This is a genomic window from Acinetobacter sp. 797_lipA, from assembly GCF_058243025.1.
In genome coordinates, this window is record NZ_JBZAYQ010000002.1 from 64,420 (window position 1) to 84,045 (window position 19,626).

General features: G+C 44.3%; 21 protein-coding genes and 2 pseudogenes. 9 read left to right on the forward strand and 14 right to left on the reverse strand.

Annotation, left to right across the window (positions count from 1 at the left end; genetic code table 11):
- Positions 1–45: 45 nt before the first annotated feature.
- Genes merE through merT form a run of 6 tightly spaced genes read right to left on the reverse strand, consistent with a single transcriptional unit; the run spans position 46 to position 3,478 of the window.
- Positions 46–282: a broad-spectrum mercury transporter MerE gene (gene merE / locus AC4CU2_RS17815; RefSeq protein ID WP_001087807.1), complete on the reverse strand. Its 237-nt coding sequence runs from the start codon at positions 280–282 to the stop codon at positions 46–48.
- Positions 279–644 (reverse strand): mercury resistance co-regulator MerD, encoded by a 366-nt coding sequence (gene merD / locus AC4CU2_RS17820; protein WP_490769276.1) that lies wholly within the window; start codon positions 642–644, stop codon positions 279–281. Before merD ends, merE begins: the two co-directional genes overlap by 4 nt.
- Positions 645–661: 17 nt before the next feature.
- Positions 662–2,347 (reverse strand): mercury(II) reductase, encoded by a 1,686-nt coding sequence (merA, locus tag AC4CU2_RS17825; RefSeq protein WP_004644736.1) that lies wholly within the window; start codon positions 2,345–2,347, stop codon positions 662–664.
- A gap of 38 nt (positions 2,348–2,385) precedes the next feature.
- Positions 2,386–2,811, reverse strand: a complete 426-nt coding sequence (gene merC, locus AC4CU2_RS17830; RefSeq protein WP_000522996.1) for an organomercurial transporter MerC — start codon at positions 2,809–2,811, stop codon at positions 2,386–2,388.
- A 27-nt stretch (positions 2,812–2,838) separates the two neighbouring features.
- Positions 2,839–3,114 carry a mercury resistance system periplasmic binding protein MerP gene (merP, locus tag AC4CU2_RS17835; protein WP_032490691.1) on the reverse strand — a complete coding sequence of 92 codons (276 nt, stop codon included), beginning with the start codon at positions 3,112–3,114 and terminating at the stop codon, positions 2,839–2,841.
- Positions 3,115–3,127: 13 nt separating this feature from the next.
- Entirely contained in the window at positions 3,128–3,478 is a 351-nt protein-coding gene (gene merT, locus AC4CU2_RS17840) for a mercuric ion transporter MerT (protein WP_001294659.1), read from the reverse strand.
- Between the two features lie 71 nt (positions 3,479–3,549).
- Here merT and merR point away from each other — a divergent pair, with 71 nt between their 5' ends.
- Together merR and AC4CU2_RS17850 are read left to right on the forward strand one after the other, a co-directional pair.
- A complete protein-coding gene (gene merR, locus AC4CU2_RS17845) occupies positions 3,550–4,005 on the forward strand; it encodes a mercury resistance transcriptional regulator MerR (RefSeq protein ID WP_001166628.1) in 456 nt (151 codons plus the stop codon).
- A 40-nt stretch (positions 4,006–4,045) separates the two neighbouring features.
- Positions 4,046–4,279, forward strand: a pseudogene (locus tag AC4CU2_RS17850) (recombinase family protein); the annotation flags it as partial.
- 347 nt (positions 4,280–4,626) lie between these two features.
- Here the strand turns inward: AC4CU2_RS17850 and AC4CU2_RS17855 are convergent.
- The 6 genes and pseudogenes from AC4CU2_RS17855 to AC4CU2_RS17880 form a co-directional block, all read right to left on the reverse strand.
- Positions 4,627–4,752: a YHYH domain-containing protein gene (locus tag AC4CU2_RS17855; RefSeq protein ID WP_094148905.1), complete on the reverse strand. Its 126-nt coding sequence runs from the start codon at positions 4,750–4,752 to the stop codon at positions 4,627–4,629.
- A gap of 124 nt (positions 4,753–4,876) precedes the next feature.
- Complete coding sequence (locus tag AC4CU2_RS17860; RefSeq protein WP_490769277.1) at positions 4,877–7,354, reverse strand: heavy metal translocating P-type ATPase; 2,478 nt, start codon at positions 7,352–7,354, stop codon at positions 4,877–4,879.
- A 178-nt stretch (positions 7,355–7,532) separates the two neighbouring features.
- Entirely contained in the window at positions 7,533–7,727 is a 195-nt protein-coding gene (locus AC4CU2_RS17865) for a heavy-metal-associated domain-containing protein (RefSeq protein WP_004281879.1), read from the reverse strand.
- Between the two features lie 469 nt (positions 7,728–8,196).
- Positions 8,197–9,078, reverse strand: a complete 882-nt coding sequence (locus AC4CU2_RS17870; protein WP_490769278.1) for a copper resistance D family protein — start codon at positions 9,076–9,078, stop codon at positions 8,197–8,199.
- A 64-nt stretch (positions 9,079–9,142) separates the two neighbouring features.
- Positions 9,143–9,523, reverse strand: a complete 381-nt coding sequence (locus tag AC4CU2_RS17875; RefSeq protein ID WP_004281877.1) for a copper resistance CopC family protein — start codon at positions 9,521–9,523, stop codon at positions 9,143–9,145.
- Positions 9,524–9,732: 209 nt separating this feature from the next.
- A pseudogene (locus tag AC4CU2_RS17880) lies at positions 9,733–10,823 on the reverse strand (IS3 family transposase).
- Positions 10,824–11,079: 256 nt separating this feature from the next.
- Here AC4CU2_RS17880 and AC4CU2_RS17885 point away from each other — a divergent pair.
- The 6 genes from AC4CU2_RS17885 to AC4CU2_RS17910 all read left to right on the forward strand — a co-directional run bounded on the left by AC4CU2_RS17885 (position 11,080) and on the right by AC4CU2_RS17910 (position 16,970).
- Positions 11,080–11,322, forward strand: a complete 243-nt coding sequence (locus AC4CU2_RS17885; RefSeq protein WP_004281876.1) for a DUF2789 family protein — start codon at positions 11,080–11,082, stop codon at positions 11,320–11,322.
- A 603-nt stretch (positions 11,323–11,925) separates the two neighbouring features.
- Positions 11,926–12,357 (forward strand): hypothetical protein, encoded by a 432-nt coding sequence (locus AC4CU2_RS17890; RefSeq protein WP_280095681.1) that lies wholly within the window; start codon positions 11,926–11,928, stop codon positions 12,355–12,357.
- Between the two features lie 26 nt (positions 12,358–12,383).
- Entirely contained in the window at positions 12,384–12,632 is a 249-nt protein-coding gene (locus tag AC4CU2_RS17895) for a DUF2933 domain-containing protein (RefSeq protein WP_004695740.1), read from the forward strand.
- 20 nt (positions 12,633–12,652) lie between these two features.
- The gene (locus AC4CU2_RS17900; RefSeq protein ID WP_280095680.1) at positions 12,653–13,303 is read left to right on the forward strand and encodes a methyltransferase family protein; all 651 of its coding nucleotides are present in this window, start codon (positions 12,653–12,655) and stop codon (positions 13,301–13,303) included.
- Between the two features lie 11 nt (positions 13,304–13,314).
- Complete coding sequence (locus AC4CU2_RS17905; protein ID WP_104795329.1) at positions 13,315–15,690, forward strand: heavy metal translocating P-type ATPase; 2,376 nt, start codon at positions 13,315–13,317, stop codon at positions 15,688–15,690.
- Positions 15,687–16,970, forward strand: a complete 1,284-nt coding sequence (locus AC4CU2_RS17910) for an MgtC/SapB family protein (protein ID WP_109267457.1) — start codon at positions 15,687–15,689, stop codon at positions 16,968–16,970. Before AC4CU2_RS17905 ends, AC4CU2_RS17910 begins: the two co-directional genes overlap by 4 nt.
- 38 nt (positions 16,971–17,008) lie before the next feature.
- Here the strand turns inward: AC4CU2_RS17910 and AC4CU2_RS17915 are convergent, their stop codons facing one another.
- Positions 17,009–18,409: a heavy metal sensor histidine kinase gene (locus tag AC4CU2_RS17915; protein WP_490769279.1), complete on the reverse strand. Its 1,401-nt coding sequence runs from the start codon at positions 18,407–18,409 to the stop codon at positions 17,009–17,011.
- Positions 18,402–19,082: a heavy metal response regulator transcription factor gene (locus AC4CU2_RS17920; RefSeq protein WP_004679347.1), complete on the reverse strand. Its 681-nt coding sequence runs from the start codon at positions 19,080–19,082 to the stop codon at positions 18,402–18,404. The genes AC4CU2_RS17915 and AC4CU2_RS17920 overlap by 8 nt, the downstream gene beginning before the upstream one ends.
- Before the next feature lie 153 nt (positions 19,083–19,235).
- Between AC4CU2_RS17920 and AC4CU2_RS17925 the strand changes: the two genes are divergently transcribed.
- A complete protein-coding gene (locus AC4CU2_RS17925; RefSeq protein ID WP_094148908.1) occupies positions 19,236–19,550 on the forward strand; it encodes a hypothetical protein in 315 nt (104 codons plus the stop codon).
- The last annotated feature ends 76 nt before the right edge of the window (positions 19,551–19,626 follow it).

Below are 19,626 nucleotides of genomic sequence, written 5' to 3' on the forward strand. Positions count from 1 at the left end.
GTAGCGAAGCTCAAAGCTGCCCACTCTCGGCTGGCTGGGAAGCGGTCATGATCTTCCCTTGAAGGCCCGCAGCAGCCGCGTCACAGACAGGACAAACAAGCCGGTCAGCGTGAGGGCTGCAATACCCCAGTGCTCTCCGATGAACGCGCCGGCCGTCGTGCCGGCTAGCACAATGGCGAGAATCGGCAAATGGCAGGGACAGGTGAGCACGGCCAGCGCGCCCCACAAGTAGCCGGTGATCGGTTTGTGCGTCTCAGACGGCAAGTGCTCTGGGCTGTTCATGGCAGACTCTCCGCGTGCTGTGCCGGTTCGGTTGGCATGGCGGCCAGTTGCATTTCGAGGCTGGCCAGGGCCTCGCGCCGACGCTCGACGAGTTGCCGCAACACGGCAAGCTGCGCAGACGCACCGTCACCGTCCGCAGCATCCAGCGCCCGGCACAGCCGCGCCAGTGCGTCCAGGCCGATACCCGCTTCGAAGGCAGCCCGTACAAAGCGCAGCCGTTGCAACGCGGTGTCATCGAACAAGCCGTAGCCGCCCGTGGTGCACGCGACCGGCCGTAGCAATCCGCGCAGCAGGTAGTCGCACACGATATGCACGCTCACCCCGGCATCAAGGGCCAGCCGGGACACTGTGTAGGCGCTCATTGAACACCTCCTTTTCCTCATCCGGCGCAGCACGAAAGCTGCTTCACGTCCTTGCTGAAGGTCTGCGCCGCGAGCTTCAGCCCTTCGACCATGGTCAGGTAGGGGAACAATTGGTCGGCCAGTTCCTGCACGGTCATACGGTTGCGAATGGCGAGCACCGCCGTCTGGATCAGTTCACCCGCTTCCGGGGCCACCGCTTGCACGCCGATGAGCCGTCCGCTACCTTCCTCGATGACCAGCTTGATGAAGCCGCGTGTGTCGAAGTTGGCAAGCGCACGCGGCACGTTGTCCAAGGTCAAGGTGCGACTGTCGGTCTCGATCCCGTCGTGATGTGCTTCCGCCTCGCTGTAGCCCACGGTGGCGACCTGCGGGTCGGTGAACACCACGGCCGGCATTGCGGTCAGGTCCAGGGCCGCATCGCCGCCAGTCATGTTGATCGCAGCACGGGTGCCGGCCGCTGCCGCCACATAGACGAACTGAGGCTGGTCGGTGCAGTCGCCAGCCGCATAAATGTGTGGCGTACTGGTGCGCATGCCCTTGTCGATGACGATGGCCCCCTGCGCATTGGCAGCGACTCCCGCCGCTTCCAATGCCAGGCTGCGCGTGTTCGGTGCCCTGCCAGTGGCGACCAGCAGCTGGTCGGCGCGTATTTCACCGTACCCGGTGGTCAGCACGAATTCGCCGTCCACATGCGCGACCTGGCTGGCTTGCGTGTGTTCCAATACCTTGATCCCTTCGGCACGGAACGCGGCTGTAACGGCCTCGCCGATGGCCGGGTCGTCGCGGAAGAACAGCGTGTTGCGAGCTAGGATCGTGACCTGGCTGCCCAGCCGGGCGAAGGCTTGCGCCAGTTCCAGCGCGACCACCGACGAGCCGATCACGGCTAGGCGTTCGGGAAGGGTGTCGCTGACCAGGGCCTCGGTCGAAGTCCAGTAGGGTGACTCTTTCAGGCCCGGAATCGGCGGCACGGCCGGGCTGGCACCCGTGGCGACTAAGCAGCGGTCGAAAGCTACCACGCGCTCGCCACCATCGTTTAAACGGACGACCAGGCTCTGCTCATCCTTGAAACGCGCCTCACCATGTACAACGGTGATGGCCGGGTTGCCGTCCAGAATGCCTTCGTACTTGGCATGGCGCAGTTCTTCGACGCGCGCCTGCTGCTGGGCCAGTAGTTTGCTGCGGTCAATCGCAGGCACAGTCGCCGCGATACCGCCGTCGAACGGACTTTCCCGACGTAAATGGGCGATGTGGGCGGCGCGAATCATGATCTTGGACGGCACGCAGCCGACGTTGACGCAGGTGCCGCCGATGGTGCCGCGCTCGATCAGCGAGACGTGCGCGCCTTGCTCGACGGCCTTCAGTGCTGCCGCCATTGCCGCGCCACCGCTACCAATGACGACGACCTGCAACGGGCGTTCGTTGCCACTGGGCTTATCAGCGGCCCCTATCCAGCCGCGCATCTTGTCGAGCAGGCCGGCGCGGTTGTCCGTCGGTGGCGCATCGGCAAGCGTTGCCTCGTAGCCCAGTCCGGCCACGGCGGTAGTCAGCGCATCCGATGACGTGCCCGCCTCAATGGCGAGTTGCGCTGTGCCCTTCGGATAGGACACCAGCGCCGATTGCACGCCGGGCACTTTCTCCAAGGCTTCCTTGACGTGAGCCGCGCACGAGTCGCAGGTCATCCCGGTGATTTTCAGGGTGGTCATGTATTTTTCCTTTTCTGTGGTGGCTACGGCTGTTGCCGTCAGCCACGTTGTTCTGGCAATTCACAGCTGTCCGGCCCGCAGCGGCGATGTGCTGGCGAGATGAAATCCCAGACCGACACCCCAACCATCAAGGCCAGGCCGACATAGAGCAGTCCACCGCTCTGCCAGCCGTAAGCCCGCATTAAAAACACCGCTGCCAGCACCAAGATCGGGCCTATCGTGCCGAGCGCCGTGCGTCGCCACTGTCGATGATTGAGCCAAGCGATAGCATTGGCGAGTAACGCGATGCCGGCGAACATCGGCAGCAGGATGCCAATGAATAGCCCCTCGTACTGGCTCAAGAAGCCCAGTCCGATGGCCGCGCCAAAGCTGGCGATGGCAGGAAAACAGGCGGCGCAGCCCATCGCGGAAACGACGCTGCCGAGCGCGCCGGTTTTGCCAGCGATGCGCGTGATGAGTCCCATGTGTCGCTCCCGAGTTCGGTTAACGGATCAGCGTTTGAGGCTGGACGGATAGCCCGCGTCCTCGGTCGCCTTGGTCAACTTCTGGACGTTGGTCTTGGCATCGTCGAAGGTGACGACGGCCTGGCGCTTGTCGAAACTTACGTCGGTCTTGCTCACGCCCTCAACCTTGGAAAGCGCGTGCTTGACAGTGATCGGGCAAGAGGCGCAGGTCATGCCAGGCACGGACAGCGTGACGGTCTGAGTGGCGGCGAACACGGGGGCAACGAAAGCGGCGAGAGCGAGGAAGGCAAACAGCTTTTTCATGATGAACTCCTGATTAGTAGAAAAATGGCATGACGTAGGGAAAACCAAGCGCGACCAAGACCAACACGGCGACGAACCAGAAAATGAGCTTGTAGGTGGTGCGCACTTGCGGAATCGCGCACACCTCGCCCGGCTTGCAGGCTGCGGTCGGTCGGACGATGCGCCGCCAGGCAAAGAACAGTGCAACCAGCGCCGCGCCGATGAAGATCGGCCGATACGGCTCCAATACCGTCAGGTTGCCGATCCATGCCCCGCTGAACCCCAAGGCGATCAAAACCAGCGGCCCCAGGCAGCAGGCCGACGCAAGAATGGCGGCCAGCCCACCGGCGAAGAGCGCGCCGCGCCCGTTTTGTGGTTCAGACATACGCTTGTCCTTTCAAATTTGGTTTGGATAGCTTAAGCTTACTTCCGTAGTTATGTACGGAGTCAAGCGATATGCAAATTAATTTTGAGAATCTGACCATTGGCGTTTTTGCCAAGGCGGCCGGGGTCAATGTGGAGACCATCCGGTTCTACCAGCGCAAGGGCCTGCTGCCGGAGCCAGACAAGCCCTATGGCAGCATTCGCCGCTATGGCGAGGCGGATGTAACACGAGTGCGGTTCGTGAAATCGGCCCAGCGGCTGGGCTTTAGCCTGGACGAAATCGCCGAGCTACTGCGGCTGGAGGATGGCACCCATTGCGAGGAAGCCAGCGGCCTGGCCGAGCACAAGCTTAAGGATGTGCGCGAGAAGATGGCCGACTTGGCACGCATGGAGGCCGTGCTGTCTGAACTGGTGTGCGCCTGCCATGCGCGGAAAGGGAACGTTTCCTGCCCGCTGATTGCGTCACTGCAAGACGGAACGAAGCTCGCTGCATCGGCGCGGGGGAGTCACGGGGTGACTACGCCTTAGCGTGCTTTATTTTCCGAATTCTGAGACGACCCCTAGATGGGGTGCTTTTGCACAGTTTGAACGTGAGATCATTTTAGAGCGGCAAAAGGAAGGAATTAAACTTGCCTCTTCTCAAGGGAAGTACAAAGGCCGGGTACATAAATTGAAACCTGATCAGGCTGAAGCTTTGCGACAAGACTGGAAGAAAGGGAAGTACCCTTCAAAAATGGCATTAGGCCAGGCATTTGGAATTAGTCGCCAAGCGGTATATCGGTATTTAAAAGCCGGGAAATAACTCAATTGAAATTGGCGACTATATTTAGTTTAGCTTATGAAAATCGTGAAACGTTGATTAAATAATAAGTGCAGAAAGCAAAGAGTTACAAATTTTATACAATATAAGTTTTTGATTTATAATTAATTAACTCGATTGCAATCTAGCTTTTTCAGCAACGATTTATCTTTTTTAAAATAGTATTAATTGGCTTTGTTGCATAAATATGTAAGCATCTGATTTAAATAAATTTAATTTTGGATCAAAAAATAATCAAAACTTTTAAAATCATATAGTTATGAAATCTTTGTGCAACAAAGCCACTTTAAAGCACAGTCTTTTAAATAAAAAAACTGTGTGCGCACCTATTAATGACAGTGGTAATCACCAGTTTTACTGTTGGTATGACAACCCTGTGAGTTCGTTCCCCCAGAATGAGCATTCGCATAGGTAAATGACATGCCTATAAAGCATATTAATAAAATTCTTTTCATCTTAATCCCTCTCAAATAATTAGAATATCAACTGTATGATATTTAATAAAAGCCAACATGGCTTAGACTATTTCCAAATATATAAAGTAAAGCCAAAAAAACTTTAAATGTATATAAAAAATGGTTAAATAATTGCAAGGGGGGCTTTAAAACGTTTTAATCGTAAAGCATTTCCTAGTACAAATATTGACGAGAGAGCCATTGCACCAGCAGCAAATACAGGAGAAAGTAGCAGTCCAAATTGCGGATAAAGTACACCTGCTGCAATAGGAATCAGAGCTGCATTGTAAACAAATGCCCAAAATAAATTTTCACGAATATTGGTTATAGTCGCTTTGCTTAAAGCGATAGCATTTGGCACTCCTTTCAGGTTGCCAGACATCAAAACCACATCAGCAGCTTCAATAGCTACGTCTGTACCTGTACCTATTGCTAAACCAATATCTGCTTCTGCAAGTGCAGGAGCATCATTAATGCCATCTCCAACATATGCGAGTTTACCATATTGATTTTTTAATTTTTTAACGGCCTCTATTTTACCTTCTGGTAAGACTTCTGCAATAACCTCATCAATACCTAGTTTTTTTGCAATCGCTTGAGCTGTATGACGGTTATCACCTGTAATCATGGCAACCTTTAAACCTAACTGATGTAACGCTTCAATTGCAGCAAATGTTGATTCTTTAATTGGATCTGCTACAGCAATAATGGCAGCAAGTTTCTGGTCAATCGCAACATAGAGAGGGGTTTTTCCTTCTTCTCCCAAACGATCCGAAAATTGAGAAAAAACATTAGGATTCAAACCTAGTTTTTCCATATATCGATCTGCACCAATATGAACCAAATGTTCAGACACCGTTGCTTCTATTCCATAGCCCGTGACTGACTTGAAATCAGCAACAGGAGACAGGATTAATTCCTTATCTATAGCGGCTTGTACAATTGCTCGAGCAATAGGATGCTCAGACTTTGATTCAACGGCTGCCATAAGTGAAAGTACGGCATTGTATTCAAACCCTTCTAAGACATGCAGATCGGTTAAAATTGGTTTCCCTTCAGTCAGGGTCCCTGTTTTATCAACAGCAACCACTTTAGTTTCTTTGAGCAGCTGCAAAGCTTCCCCTTTACGGAATAAAACACCCATTTCAGCACCACGCCCAGTTCCCACCATGATTGATGTAGGCGTTGCAAGTCCCATTGCACAAGGACATGCAATAATGAGTACCGCAACTGCATTAACTAAGCTAAACGTTAGGGCTGGCTCAGGGCCGAAGATAAACCAAGTAATAAAAGTTAAAAGAGAGAGACCCATTACTACAGGTACAAACCACATGGTAATTTTATCAACCAATGCCTGAATAGGCAGCTTGGAACCCTGTGCCTGTTCAACCATTCGGATGATTTGAGAAAGCACTGATGAACTACCAACAGAGGTGGCTTTGATATTTAAGCTGCCACTTTGGTTAATTGTTCCTCCTACCACAGTAGAGTCTATCGTTTTTTCAACGGGCATAGGCTCGCCAGTAATCATGGATTCATCAATAAAACTTTGGCCGTGAATAACTTCACCATCGACAGGGATACGCTCACCTGGTCTAATCTCTACAATCGTTCCTGTTTGAACTTCGGCAATCGGAACTTCTATCACCTGATTATTGAGCTGTATTCTGGCAACTTTAGGCTGCATTCCAACTAGATGTTGAATTGCTAAAGACGTTCGGCCTTTTGCCTTGGCTTCAAAAAATCTACCTAATAGAATTAAAGTGATAATAACCGCTGCAGCTTCATAATAAACATTGACCGTGCCTTGTGGCAGGACACTTGGAAAGAAAGTAGCAACCACTGAATAAAGATAAGCAGCCAATGTTCCTACAGCCACCAAGGAATTCATGTCTGGTGCTAAGCGGAATAAACTTGGGATGCCCTTTTTGAAGAAGCGTCGGCCTGGAAAAATTAATGCTACTGTGGTCAAGAAAAATTGCATTAACCAGCTATTTTGTTGGCCAATGTTATCCATCATAAACGTATGAAAGGCCGGAATCAGGTGTGATCCCATTTCTAAAATAAAAATGGGTAGAGTCAATAAGACTGACAAAATTAAATCTTTTTTAAGTTTTTCTAATTCAATATTTTTTTTATCTTGAAAGCTTTCCGTAGTTTGATGAACTGACTTTGCTTCAAACCCTGCTTTGGTGACAGCCTGAATTAACGAGTCACGAGTGACAGATGAGCTTGCCTGAATAGTCGCTTTTTCGGTAGCTAGATTTACATGAGCCGACTCAACTCCTTCAACAGATTTTAAAGCCTTTTCTACTCGACCTACACAAGAAGCACATGACATACCCTCTATCGTAAGCTCTATCGGTTGCAATACTTCCACTTCGTAGCCTGCTTTTTCTACGACTTTAATTAAAGTAGCGCGATCAAGTGGTTGATGTCCATAAATGACTGCTTTTTCGGTTGCCAGGTTTACGTGAGCTGATTCAACCCCCTCAACAGATTTTAAAGCTTTTTCCACACGCCCTACACAAGAAGCACATGTCATCCCTTCAATCTCTAATGTTTCACTGTAGCGTGGCGTATCAGTCATTTCGGTACTCATATACGATCTCTATCATTTAGATATGCTGAGTTCTATATGCGAAGATCAGCTCGAACCAAGATTAGGGGGAATTCAGGGATTACTTTTATTTCAAGCAAGTACAGGTTTTATCTGTACGATGAGGAAAATAAGAGAGAGTAAAAGTGGTAAGGAATTCCCACTGTTACTCTAACAGAGATTAAGCAGGATCAGCTGTAAATCCACGCTCACTGAGAGTGGCAATGACTTGATCCTGACTCACCGTTGTGTTGATTTCAACAATACGGTTTTGTAAATCAATATCGAGTGAGGCATTCGAGTCGAGCTCTTTAATTGCGGTAGTAATGCCGCGTGCACAACCACCACAAGTCATATTAGCGATGTGAAATTTCATATGTTGCTCCTTTTTAACAAAACATTTGTTTAAAACATTAGAACAGTAACTCTAAACTTTCACCATACAACCAGCCTTTTTCTGAATCAGTTACTCGCTGTAACTTGGTCTGTTTACAACCTTACAGTTTTCTTCAGAGTATTCCAAAGAAGAGTGTTCTAATGACTACAGTAAAAGTACTTAACCAACATTAATGTGACTTTAAAATGACATTTTTGTCATCTACGATCACTCTGAAATTTATAAGATTAGTTATTTCAATCAATGGTAGTGAACTGAATAGATGAGACCGTTATGGGTTGAAGATAAGCTAAAAACCGGTGACTACCTTTATGTATAATGCCTCATGATGCGAGTTTACTGTTCTGATTGTCGTAAGTTGGCAGTCCAGTAGAAACTTTATTGCTCAGCTACAAAAGATAAATGCAGTAATGTTAAATTTCCTCAATTCCCTTATTTTGAAATTCTCTTATTCAATACCCACGACAGTGGTTATATAGCCTGTTGTTAATAGAATTGATAGACCTAATAACATCTCAAATAAAATGGCATGACTAAGGTGTTTAGCGAATTTAGGATGTTGAAGACGCGGGGTGAAATACCATTTGTTGAAGGCAGCTAAAAGTAGAATACCTATAACAAAAAACATTTTAACCATGAAACCATAGCCATATGCAGTATTGATTAAGGTATTAAAATCTTTAATTAAAAGAAGAGCTACACTAGCGCCACAGGCGATTAATATCCCAACAATGAAAGCAGCAATACGTCCAAATACATGCATGCGATCTTTTAAAGGTAAACCACTTATTTCCCGGCTGGTTTTCCATAACGGATATAAAGACCCCATCCATAACGACATAACTAGAATATGGATTGATAATAAAATTTGAGCAAGTAAGGTTAAATTAGCGACATGTCCGAGCTGGGAAAAACTAAAAATAATCGGGAGAAGTAAAACACAAAATATTGAACTTTCAATTATAGAAAACTGACCTTTGTTCCTGTTAAGTTTAACCACCATGAGAAGAAGTAAAAGAGCAAAACTAATAGAACGAAGAACGTATATATACCCCGTCGGAGTATTAACCAATATATTAATATACGTGGGGTCCACCATACCTGTAATACCAGTATTGGCAAAAATACCAATCAGAATAAAAAATCCCAAGGTACTGGAAATTAGGCCTAATCCAGCGCCAATTGTAATATATTTAAGAATCGATTCTTTTAGTTCAAGATATTGTCTAAGTAAAAAATAGCAAAAGGCTCCACCAACGACAAAAGCTACACTTAAATATAAAATAACCTTAGTTAACCAAGTGGCCCACATCCAATATTCAGAAATCATTATTTTTGTCCATTCTAGAACAACATGCCAGCACCTCACTGACATGTTGAAAGGTAATCAATTCTTATTTAGTTGATTTGATAGTGAAACTATATTCACCATTCATGTTGTGACCATCTTTCCCCATTGTTGTCCAGACAACGGTATATTTACCTTTTTTCAGTTTCGGAAGAGCGACATCAAAGGATTTCTTTAAGTCATGAGTAACTTCATATTTTAAAGGAACATCTCTTCGCTGAGCATCCAGTAACTTAATATTCATCAACATAACCTCTGCACCAAAGTTAAGGGTCAAGTTCTTTGGTTGACTAAGGATAGATGCATTTTCCGCAGGAATCGCACTCACTAAACTCACATGAGCGAACGTAGTTGTAGTAGCCACAATCATCGTTGCAGCTACTACAACATTACGTAGAGCAGTCATTTTATTTTGAAATAATTTCATTTACGTTTCCTCTTGATTCGTTAGTTCATTAGAGATGACTTTATAAAATCTATATTTAATGAGACCACATCATCTCCTCTTATATTTCAATTATTAGTGAGAGACAGAAACATAGCGATGACTTCAAAATTACATTTTTGTCATTTTTAAAATTTAAAATCTTTAACTATGGTAATCCTCCCATAAATAACCGAAGTTAAAAGTAGAGGTTAAGCAGCCATTAGAGGTGGCTTTCCTTTGTTAGCTTGATGTGGTCTTTCATGGTTGTAATGCCACAACCAGTTTGTTGCATAATCTTGTACTTCATCCAAAGTATCAAATAAATGCTTGCTCAGCCAACTATAACGTATGGTCCGATTATAGCGTTCAATATACGCATTCTGCTGTGGCTTACCCGGTTGAATATATTCAATACGAATACCGTGCTCAGTAGCCCAGCGCACAAATTCGTGACTGATAAATTCGGGACCATTATCGCATCGGATCACTAACGGTTTTTCTCTCCACTCCAGCAATTGATTCAACGTACGAATAACCCTGATTGTGGGCAATGAGAACCCTGCTTCAATGGCTAGGCCTTCGCGGCGGTGATCATCAATCACATTCAATAATCGAAACTTGCGACCATCGGAAAGCTGATCATGCATAAAATCTAATGACCAAACCTGATTTTCTCGGATTGGTTCTTTCAATGGTTCAGGCGCATGCCGTTTTAGTCTTCTTCTCGGTTTAATACGCAGATTCAGTGCCAACTCACAGTAAATGCGGTAAACCCGCTTGTGATTCCAGCAGCAACTCTCAACATGCCGTAAATACGAGAAGCACAAACCAAAGCCCCAATCGGAATTTTCCTCAGTGAGTTCAATGAGCTGTTCAGCAATGAGTGCATTGTCATCGCTGAGTTTGGCTTGATAGCGGTAGCAGGTTTCACTAATGCCAAATGCTTTACAAGCCAAACGAATACTAATGGCATGCTGGGCAACTGCCTGTTGTGCCATCTTACGCCGGCAAGATGGCTTTACCCTTGCGCAGCAGTGCTGCTCATTGCCATCGCTTCCTGGATGATTTCGGCCTTTAATCGCTCTTCCGCATACATCTTTTTAAGTCTGGTATTTTCGGCTTCTAGCTCTTTCAGTCGAGCCATTAATGATGTATCCATACCACCATATTTGGCACGCCATTTATAAAAGGTAGCATTACTCATGCCGTGTTCACGGCAAAGGGTCGCTACAGGTGTGCCAGATTCTGCCTGTTTCAAGATGGACATGATCTGACTGTCAGTAAATTTAGATGTTTTCATGCAGAATCTCCTGCTCGTATCTTAAGAGAAAATTCTACTTTTAGATCCTATTATTTTTAGGGGGGATTACCCTATTAAAATAATCTTATTGAAAAATAATGATCATTTAACAAACAAATTATGTAGGTGGTTGATTTATGAAATGTAGTAATCATTTTGTCTAAGAAAATAGTAGCTATTTAATTTTTTATATTTTAGTTTAAATATAAACATGTTATGTTTAATTTGATCTAATATAAATTTGTGGGCTAAGCACATGACTCAAACACGTCCAAGAATGACCAAATTATTTGAACAGCTTGGTTTAGCTTCTACTGAAGAAGCAATTGCAAAATTCATAGAGAGCCATCAGCTAGCTGGAGATGTTTTTTTAACACAAGCAATTTTTTGGACTGATGCTCAACGTCATTTTTTAGAAGAAAAACTACACTCTGATGGTGAATGGACGACAGTGATTGATCAATTAAATGAGTCTTTACATGAAAATTCAGTAAAATAATTTTCCGTTAGTATTAAGGATCTACATTCTTCCCTGCATTGAATACAACTCATTCATACAGTAGTACTGTTTTGGAGATGGAATCTCTATTATATAAGTAGTAGATTCCTTACTCTGAAATTTGGATTATAAACCCTAATATTAAAAATAATCTTCTTTACCTTCTATCTAATAAATATACCAATAAGTTTAATAATTAAATTATCCACCCTTTTTTCTATAAAAAACTATTTTGATCAACTGTATTTTTTCTTTAAAGGAATAACAGTGTAAATTACATTAAGAATGTGTCTCTAACTAGCCTTGGAGTCATCTAATCATTTCATTTTTATTTTTTTAAGCACATAAAATCATAACAACTTTAATAGTTTTAAAAGATTAATATTAAATAAAATTTTTGTCATCTCAGCATAGACTATATATTTCGAGAAGATCTCAAAATTACATTTTTGTCATTTTTAAAAATAATTAATTAATAGTGCTAAAATTTTTAAGAGAGACAGAGAATAACCAAAAATTTCATCAGTTTAGTAGTCAAATTCCTAGACTCTGTTCAGTACTAAAACATAGCTTTTACTTCCAAATTATTTAAAGGAAAAAATTATGATGAAATTCAAAAACATTTTTTTGGGCTTATGTATCGCAGCCGCGTCATTGAATACATTTGCACAGCAATCCGATGAACACAAAGATCACCACCCTGAAAAAACAGCACCATCTGCAGTAACAATTAAGCAAACAGTTACCAGCACCACTGCTACAGATAAAATGGCTGCAATGGATCAACACATGAAGGCGATGCAAGCTATGCATGAGAAGATGATGGCTGCAAAAATCCCACAAGAACGTCAGAAACTTATGGCTGAGCACATGAAACTCATGCAAGGAGGTATGAGTATGATGAAACAGATGGGCAGCCAAAGCATGAATGCAAATATGGCTGACCGTCAGCAGATGATGGAAAAACGTATGGACATGATGCAATCCATGATGCAGATGATGATGGACTGTATGCCTCCGTCAGCAACTAAATAGTTACCCATGAATTAGGGGAAAGCACCATGAATCACCAACACCAAGAGAATAATTCAGTACCTAACTTCTGGTCTACACGTTATGCCATTGGTCTAATCGTGCTGGGTGGTATCGCAGCTTATTTTCTATTAACGGAACATTTAGCCCACGTTATCGGTGCTTTGCCTTATTTATTCCTTTTAGCGTGTCCACTGATGCATATTTTTATGCATGGTGGTCATGGGCATAACCACTCGCAGCAAAAAAAATCCGATATATCTGATAACAAAAAATAGCTCTTATCAGGAGATCCATCATGAATCATGCGGAATCGGCTTATGGTTTATGGACGCTGGTTATCATTAACTCAGCAGTTTTTATCATGTTCGCTTTCAGTTTTTTTAAACCCGCCACAGCGCGAGATTGGCGTACTTTTGGCGCTTTCTCTGCTTTCATCATTGCATTGTTTGTCGAGATGTATGGTTTCCCTTTAACAATTTATCTGTTGTCAGGCTGGCTACAAACTCGCTTTCCTGAACTTGACTTGCTGTCGCATAACTCAGGTCACTTATGGTCAACGCTACTAGGCGAAAAGGGTGATCCACATTTTGGCATTCTGCACATCGCGAGTTATATTTTTTTGGGCTATGGTTTCTATTTACTATCAAAAGCATGGCACGTGCTGTACAACGCGCAACGTCAGCATTCTTTAGCGATCACAGGCCCTTATGCACGTATACGTCACCCCCAATACGTAGCTTTTGTAATGATCTTGCTGGGGTTTTTATTGCAATGGCCAACTTTACTGACACTGATTATGTTTCCAATCTTACTCTTAATGTACAGCCGCTTGGCAATTAAGGAAGAGGCTGAAATGAGTAAACAGTTTGGCGCTGTCTATGACAGCTATGCTCAACAGACTCCGAGATTTATTCCAAAATTCGGCCATAAAACCACTTTTCCATAAGAGAATTATTTATGTCAGATCAAAAAAATCATAACCAGGACCATATGGCACAGGCTACAACAGACGTACTGAAAGACCCAGTCTGTGGTATGACCGTCACTGAAGAATCGAAATACCATGAGGAATTTAAGGGGAAAACTTACTTTTTTTGCAGTGATAAATGTCAATCAAAATTTCATAGCAGCCCGGTGCAATATATCGCTAAACCCGCAACGACGACTGCCGATGCACATACACAGCATCATCAGACTACTCAATCCGTTAATGATGCAAGTACAACAGGCACGACCATCTATACGTGCCCAATGCATCCAGAAATTAGACAGGATCATCCTGGAAACTGTCCTAAATGCGGAATGACACTGGAACCACTCATTCCCGAGTTAGAGGAAGATGAGAATCCTGAGTTACGTGATTTCCGTCGACGCTTCTGGTGGACACTGCCACTCACCATAGTCGTGACTTTTTTGGCAATGTTTGGCCATCAACTGAACCTGTTCGACATGGCAGTTCAGAGCTGGATTGAATTAGTGTTGTCACTCCCGATTGTACTGTGGGCAGGTTGGCCATTTTTTTCCCGTGGTTGGCAATCGGTTGTGAATCGCAGCCCAAACATGTGGACGCTGATTGGTTTGGGCACTGGAGCTGCATTTATTTATAGTGTGGTCGCAACCATTGCACCGCAAATCTTCCCAGACTCATTTATTTCCATGGGTCGTGTCGCTGTTTACTTTGAAGCTTCAGCGGTCATCATTTCATTGACCCTACTGGGACAAATATTGGAGTTAAAAGCACGTTCGCAAACTTCTGCTGCAATTAAGTCACTCCTTGGGCTCGCTCCTAAAACAGCTCGCCGAATCCTGCCTGATGGAACTGAAGAAGATGTTCCTCTAACGCATGTCCATGTAGGAGATTTACTCAGAATTCGCCCAGGTGAAAAAGTGCCTGTGGATGGTGTAATCACTGAAGGAAGTAGTTCAGTGGATGAATCGATGCTGACAGGTGAACCTTTACCTATCACTAAACGTATCGGCGATAAAGTCATTGGAGCTACCCTGAATACCAATGGTTCATTGATCATGCGTTCAGAGAAAATTGGTTCAAGTACCATGTTATCCCAGATCGTACAGATGGTGGCGCAAGCTCAACGATCGAGAGCACCAATGCAACGTATGGCTGATCAGGTAGCAGGTTGGTTCGTCATGGCTGTAGTGACCATTGCCTTGCTTACCTTCTTTGGATGGGGACTATTCGGCCCAGAAGAGTCGAGCTGGGTTTATGCATTAATCAATGCTGTGGCAGTACTCATTATTGCCTGTCCTTGTGCACTAGGCTTGGCAACTCCAATGTCTATCATGGTTGCAACGGGTCAAGGTGCTACTCATGGTGTGTTGTTCCGCGATGCAGCAGCCATTGAGAATCTGCGCAAGATTGACACACTAATCATCGATAAAACAGGTACGTTGACCGAAGGACGCCCTGTATTCGATCGTGTGGTTGCCGCATCAGGTTTCGATGAATCTGAAGTATTACGTTTAGCCGCCAGTCTTGATCAAGGCAGTGAACACCCGCTAGCCGAAGCGATTGTAAATGCAGCACACGAACGTGGCCTGTCTCTTGAAACACCAGATAATTTTGAATCAGGCTCAGGGATTGGTGTTCGAGGTCAAGTGGGCGATCGTCAGTTAGCTTTGGGCAACACAGCGCTGATGGAGCAATTAGGTATCTCGGTACAATCTCTGATTCCGCAAGCCGAAGAGCTGCGTTCAGAAGGTGCAAGTGTGATGCATCTAGCCATCAATGGTGAATTGGCCGGCCTGCTTGCAGTATCCGATCCCATCAAAAAAAGTACCCCAGAAGCACTTGCCACCCTGAAGGAAGCGGGTCTACGTATCGTGATGGCAACAGGAGATGGTCTCACCACTGCCCGTTCAGTCGCAGCACGTCTAGGCATTGATGAGGTACATGGCGAAGTCAAACCCGCAGATAAACTAGAACTGGTCAGCAAATTGCAGAAGGAAGGTCGCATCGTGGCTATGGCTGGTGATGGCATCAATGATGCACCAGCCTTGGCTAAAGCTGATGTCGGTATCGCTATGGGCACCGGGACTGATGTTGCAATGAATAGTGCCCAAGTTACGCTGATCAAGGGAGATTTACGAGGGATTGCTGTTGCCCGTTCACTTTCGGAAGCTACTGTCGGCAACATGAAACAGAACCTCATGTTTGCTTTCCTTTACAATGCTTTGGGTATCCCTATCGCGGCTGGCGTACTATATCCATTTACCGGTTGGTTGTTGTCACCGATGATTGCCGCCTTGGCTATGAGTTTGAGTTCAGCTTCAGTCATCACCAATGCCCTTCGCCTGCGAAATAAAAAGTTATGATAGAGAGTTCCTTTCTTCCACCAGATGTATCAGGGCTGGTTGCAGCACTCGCCATCGGCCTGCTCATTGGTTTAGAACGAGGATGGCAGGATCGAGAACTGCCAGAAGGCAGCCGAGTAGCAGGTCTACGTACCTTCACATTGACAGGATTGCTCGGAGGAGTGCTCGGTCATTTACAACCAAACTTCGGAGCTTGGCCGCTAGTTGCGGCCGTATTAGGGCTTTCCTTATTACTAACAGTGTCCTATGCTCGTACCGCAAAAATTTCCGGTAATCTAAGCGCTACCACGACGATCGCGATGCTGTTGACATTAGTTTTAGGTGCATATGCATCCCATGGTAATGTTACTTTAGCATTAACCGCGGCTGTAATCGTCGCTGTATTTTTGGATCTCAAGCCAACCTTACACGGTTGGCTACGCTTGATAGAGCATCGTGAATTAACCGCATCCCTGCAGTTGCTGGTACTTTCTGTCGTTATATTACCCTACTTACCCAATACGGGTCTGGGACCTTTTGCTGCATTAAATCCTTACCAGTTATGGTGGGCAGTGATCCTGATTGCCGGACTCTCTCTGGCAGGTCATTTTGCCATGCGGCTTACCGGTTCAGAAAGAGGCATATTCTGGACAGGTCTATTGGGTGGTTTGGCATCTTCTACAGCTGCAACTGTCGCACTGGCACGCTATACACGCCAGCACCCCGTCATGGTCAGTGCTGCTATTTCTGGAACATTGGCTGCCTGTGGCATCATGTTTTTTCGTATGGTTGTGCTGATAGGCGTCATTGAGCCAGCATTGCTAAGCACTTTTGGTGGTGCAATGATGATTGCGGGAATCCTTCTGCTGGGTATGGCATTGTGGAGACAACGCCAAATTACCAGCGCTGAAAACAACGATCGAACAATAGAAGCAATGGCTCCTTTTGATCTTGGGACAGCATTCAGCTTCGCTGCTTTCCTGGCTGTCATGGCAGTCTTGGTCCCGGCAGCAAAACAATGGTTGGGCACCAGCGGCATCTTCGTATTATCGACTATTTCTGGGCTAGCAGACGTAGATGCTATTTTAGTCTCACTTGCCCGCCTGCATAGTACTGAAGGCTTAACAACAAATGTGGCTGCTGTCGCGCTAGGGCTGGCCACACTGAGCAACATGTTAAGCAAAGCGACAATTGCATGGATGACAGGGGGGGCACAGTTTGGCCGAGCTATCATATTTGGCTACACAATTGCCATGATAGGTGCTGGCGTAGCTCTGGCTCTCAGTTTGAGCTTTATGTAAGGTCAACTCGGGTAAATGGAAGATGTTCAAAAAATGAGTTAAAATGATTCCCCTTGCATGGATTCACTTTGAAAAACAATGGTAAAAATGATTCGACCATTGAGGGATTCAGCCTGGATGGTCGCCCCAAGCATATCAAGAATAGATTTTGTTATGGCAAGCCCTAAGCCGGTTCCTTCTTCTGTTCTTTGTCTAGACGCATCTGTTCGATAAAAACGATCAAATAATCTGGATAGTTGTTCAGGAGAGAGTTCAGAGCCTTCATTTTCAATTGAAAATATTGTGTTATCTAAATTCTGTTGAAGTTTTATGCGTATTGTAGAATTCTTATTTCCATATTTAACTGCATTAGACAATAGGTTGCTGAGTGCTCGACGTAACATAGCAGGATCACCTTTGACATTTCCAGATCCTGTTTGTTGAAGCGTCATATTTTTTTCGGCAGCTAGCGCATCATAGAAATCAAATAAGGCTGTAACTTCTTTAACCAGGTCAATATTCTGTAAGTTCTGTAATTTTAGGCCATGTTCTGCTTTTGCCAAGAAAAGCATATCGGATACCATTCGAGCCAAACGTTCTAATTCTTCTAAATTAGAAAATAGTACTTCTTGATAGGTACTGGTATCTCGTTTACGGGCAAGACATACTTGAGTTTGAGTCATTAAGTTATTAATCGGTGTTCTAATTTCATGCGCTAAATCAGATGAAAAATCGGAAAGCCTTTCTAAAGCTGATTCTAGTCTGTCGAGCATATCATTGAAGGCAATTGCTAATGATTTTAGTTCTGTTGGTGTGTGCTCAACTTCTAAACGTTCTGAAAGATGTTGGGCAGAAATGCCTTCTGCGACCTTAGCCATTTTTTGCACGGGTCTTAAACCTCTCCAGGTTGCAAACCAGCCTAAAAACATTAAACAAATCGTACCGGCTAAACCAATGTAAAAAAGTTGACGCTTAAAATCATTTAAAAAATGTAGATGTTCAGATGTATCGATCCCCACAATAATGCGTACAGATTGTATTTCAGTATTTTTGTTTATATCCGTGTTGTAGATCATGCCACGATAGGTCTTATTCTTAATTTTCCATTTAATCCAAGGGTTATTTGCTGACTTGATTAACTGTTGAGTATTAATGATTGAAGGTGTTGAACTAAATAAAATCTGACCTGCCGGTCGTTCTATTTGGACCATAAGATCATGGTGTCCAACTAAAGCATCTTTCAAATATAGATCAAGTTCTGGAGAATTTTTAGGATGCTGTTGGAGAAGATTCTGAATAAGCTGGATTTTACCTTCTAATTGGGTACGATCTTGCGTTTCAAAATGATGCATCACTAATTTATGGATGAAAAACCCCATCATAATGAGAATACATATAGTCGATAATGAGAAAATAATACCAATACGAAAACTGATATATTTGAATAAGTTATTATTCATCTTCTACCTCTAATACATACCCCATTCCTCTAATATTTTGAATTAACTTAGGGGTAAAATTACTATCTACTTTATTTCTTAATCGTTTAATAGCGACTTCAACTACATTTGTATCACTATCAAAGTTCATATCCCAAATTTGAGATGCAATAAGTGCTCTTGGTAGAATTTCACCTCTTCTACGCATAAAAAGCTCCATAAGAGCAAATTCTTTAGCCGTTAAATCAATGCGTTGACCTGCTCGTGTTACCCGACGTTTTCTCAAATCAAGTTCTAAATCAGCAATCTTAATAATATTATTATCTTCTCTTTGTTGCCCTCGTCTAAGGAGCGTTTTTATTCGAGCTAGAAGCTCTGCAAAAGCAAAAGGCTTAACTAAATAATCATCAGCGCCTAGCTCTAATCCTTTTACTCGATCTTCGATTTGATCTCGGGCGGTAAGAAAAAGAATGGGCATTGTTTTACCGCTGCTACGAATATCATTGATAATATTCCAACCATTTAGTCCAGGTAACATCACGTCTAAAATAATTAAGTCATACTCTTCAGAAAGAGCTTGATGTTTACCCGTTAACCCATCTGTAACCCAGTCCGTAATATAGCCAGCTTCGGATAAACCTTGCTTGAGATAATCACCAGTTTTTTGTTCATCTTCAACTAATAGTATTCTCATCTCAGAATCCTAAGTTATTCATTAAAACTATAATAACGTTATAAAACATCTGATCGAGATAGATTACAAAAATGTCATTTTCAAGTCACTTAGATGTTCAGTGCTTCACTTTATTGTATTGTAGTAGCAAGAAATTAACTTTTAGAGAAACTTATGAAAACTGTAGTGCGTCGTAGTCTAACAATTTTAATGTGTGCTGGAACTTTAATTGCTGGTACTCAATCTTGGGCAAATGATGCAAAAGATCTATCAAATTCGAAATCTAATGCTGTGACAACTGCAAAAAAAGCACAAGAGCCGTGTTCTAAACCTTGTAAGATGAACAAGGATAATAAGGTTCAGCAAGAACCTAGCCAACAGCAAGCGGCAAATTCCTCTGATATGTCGAAAATGGATCATTCTATGATGAATATGGACCATTCTAAAATGGATCATTCAAAGATGAATATGCCTGGTAGCAATAAATAATTTTATAAATAGCGAGAAAGAAGTATTAAAGTTTATACTAAATATTTGCTTTATTACTTCAATCTTGACCTTTCTA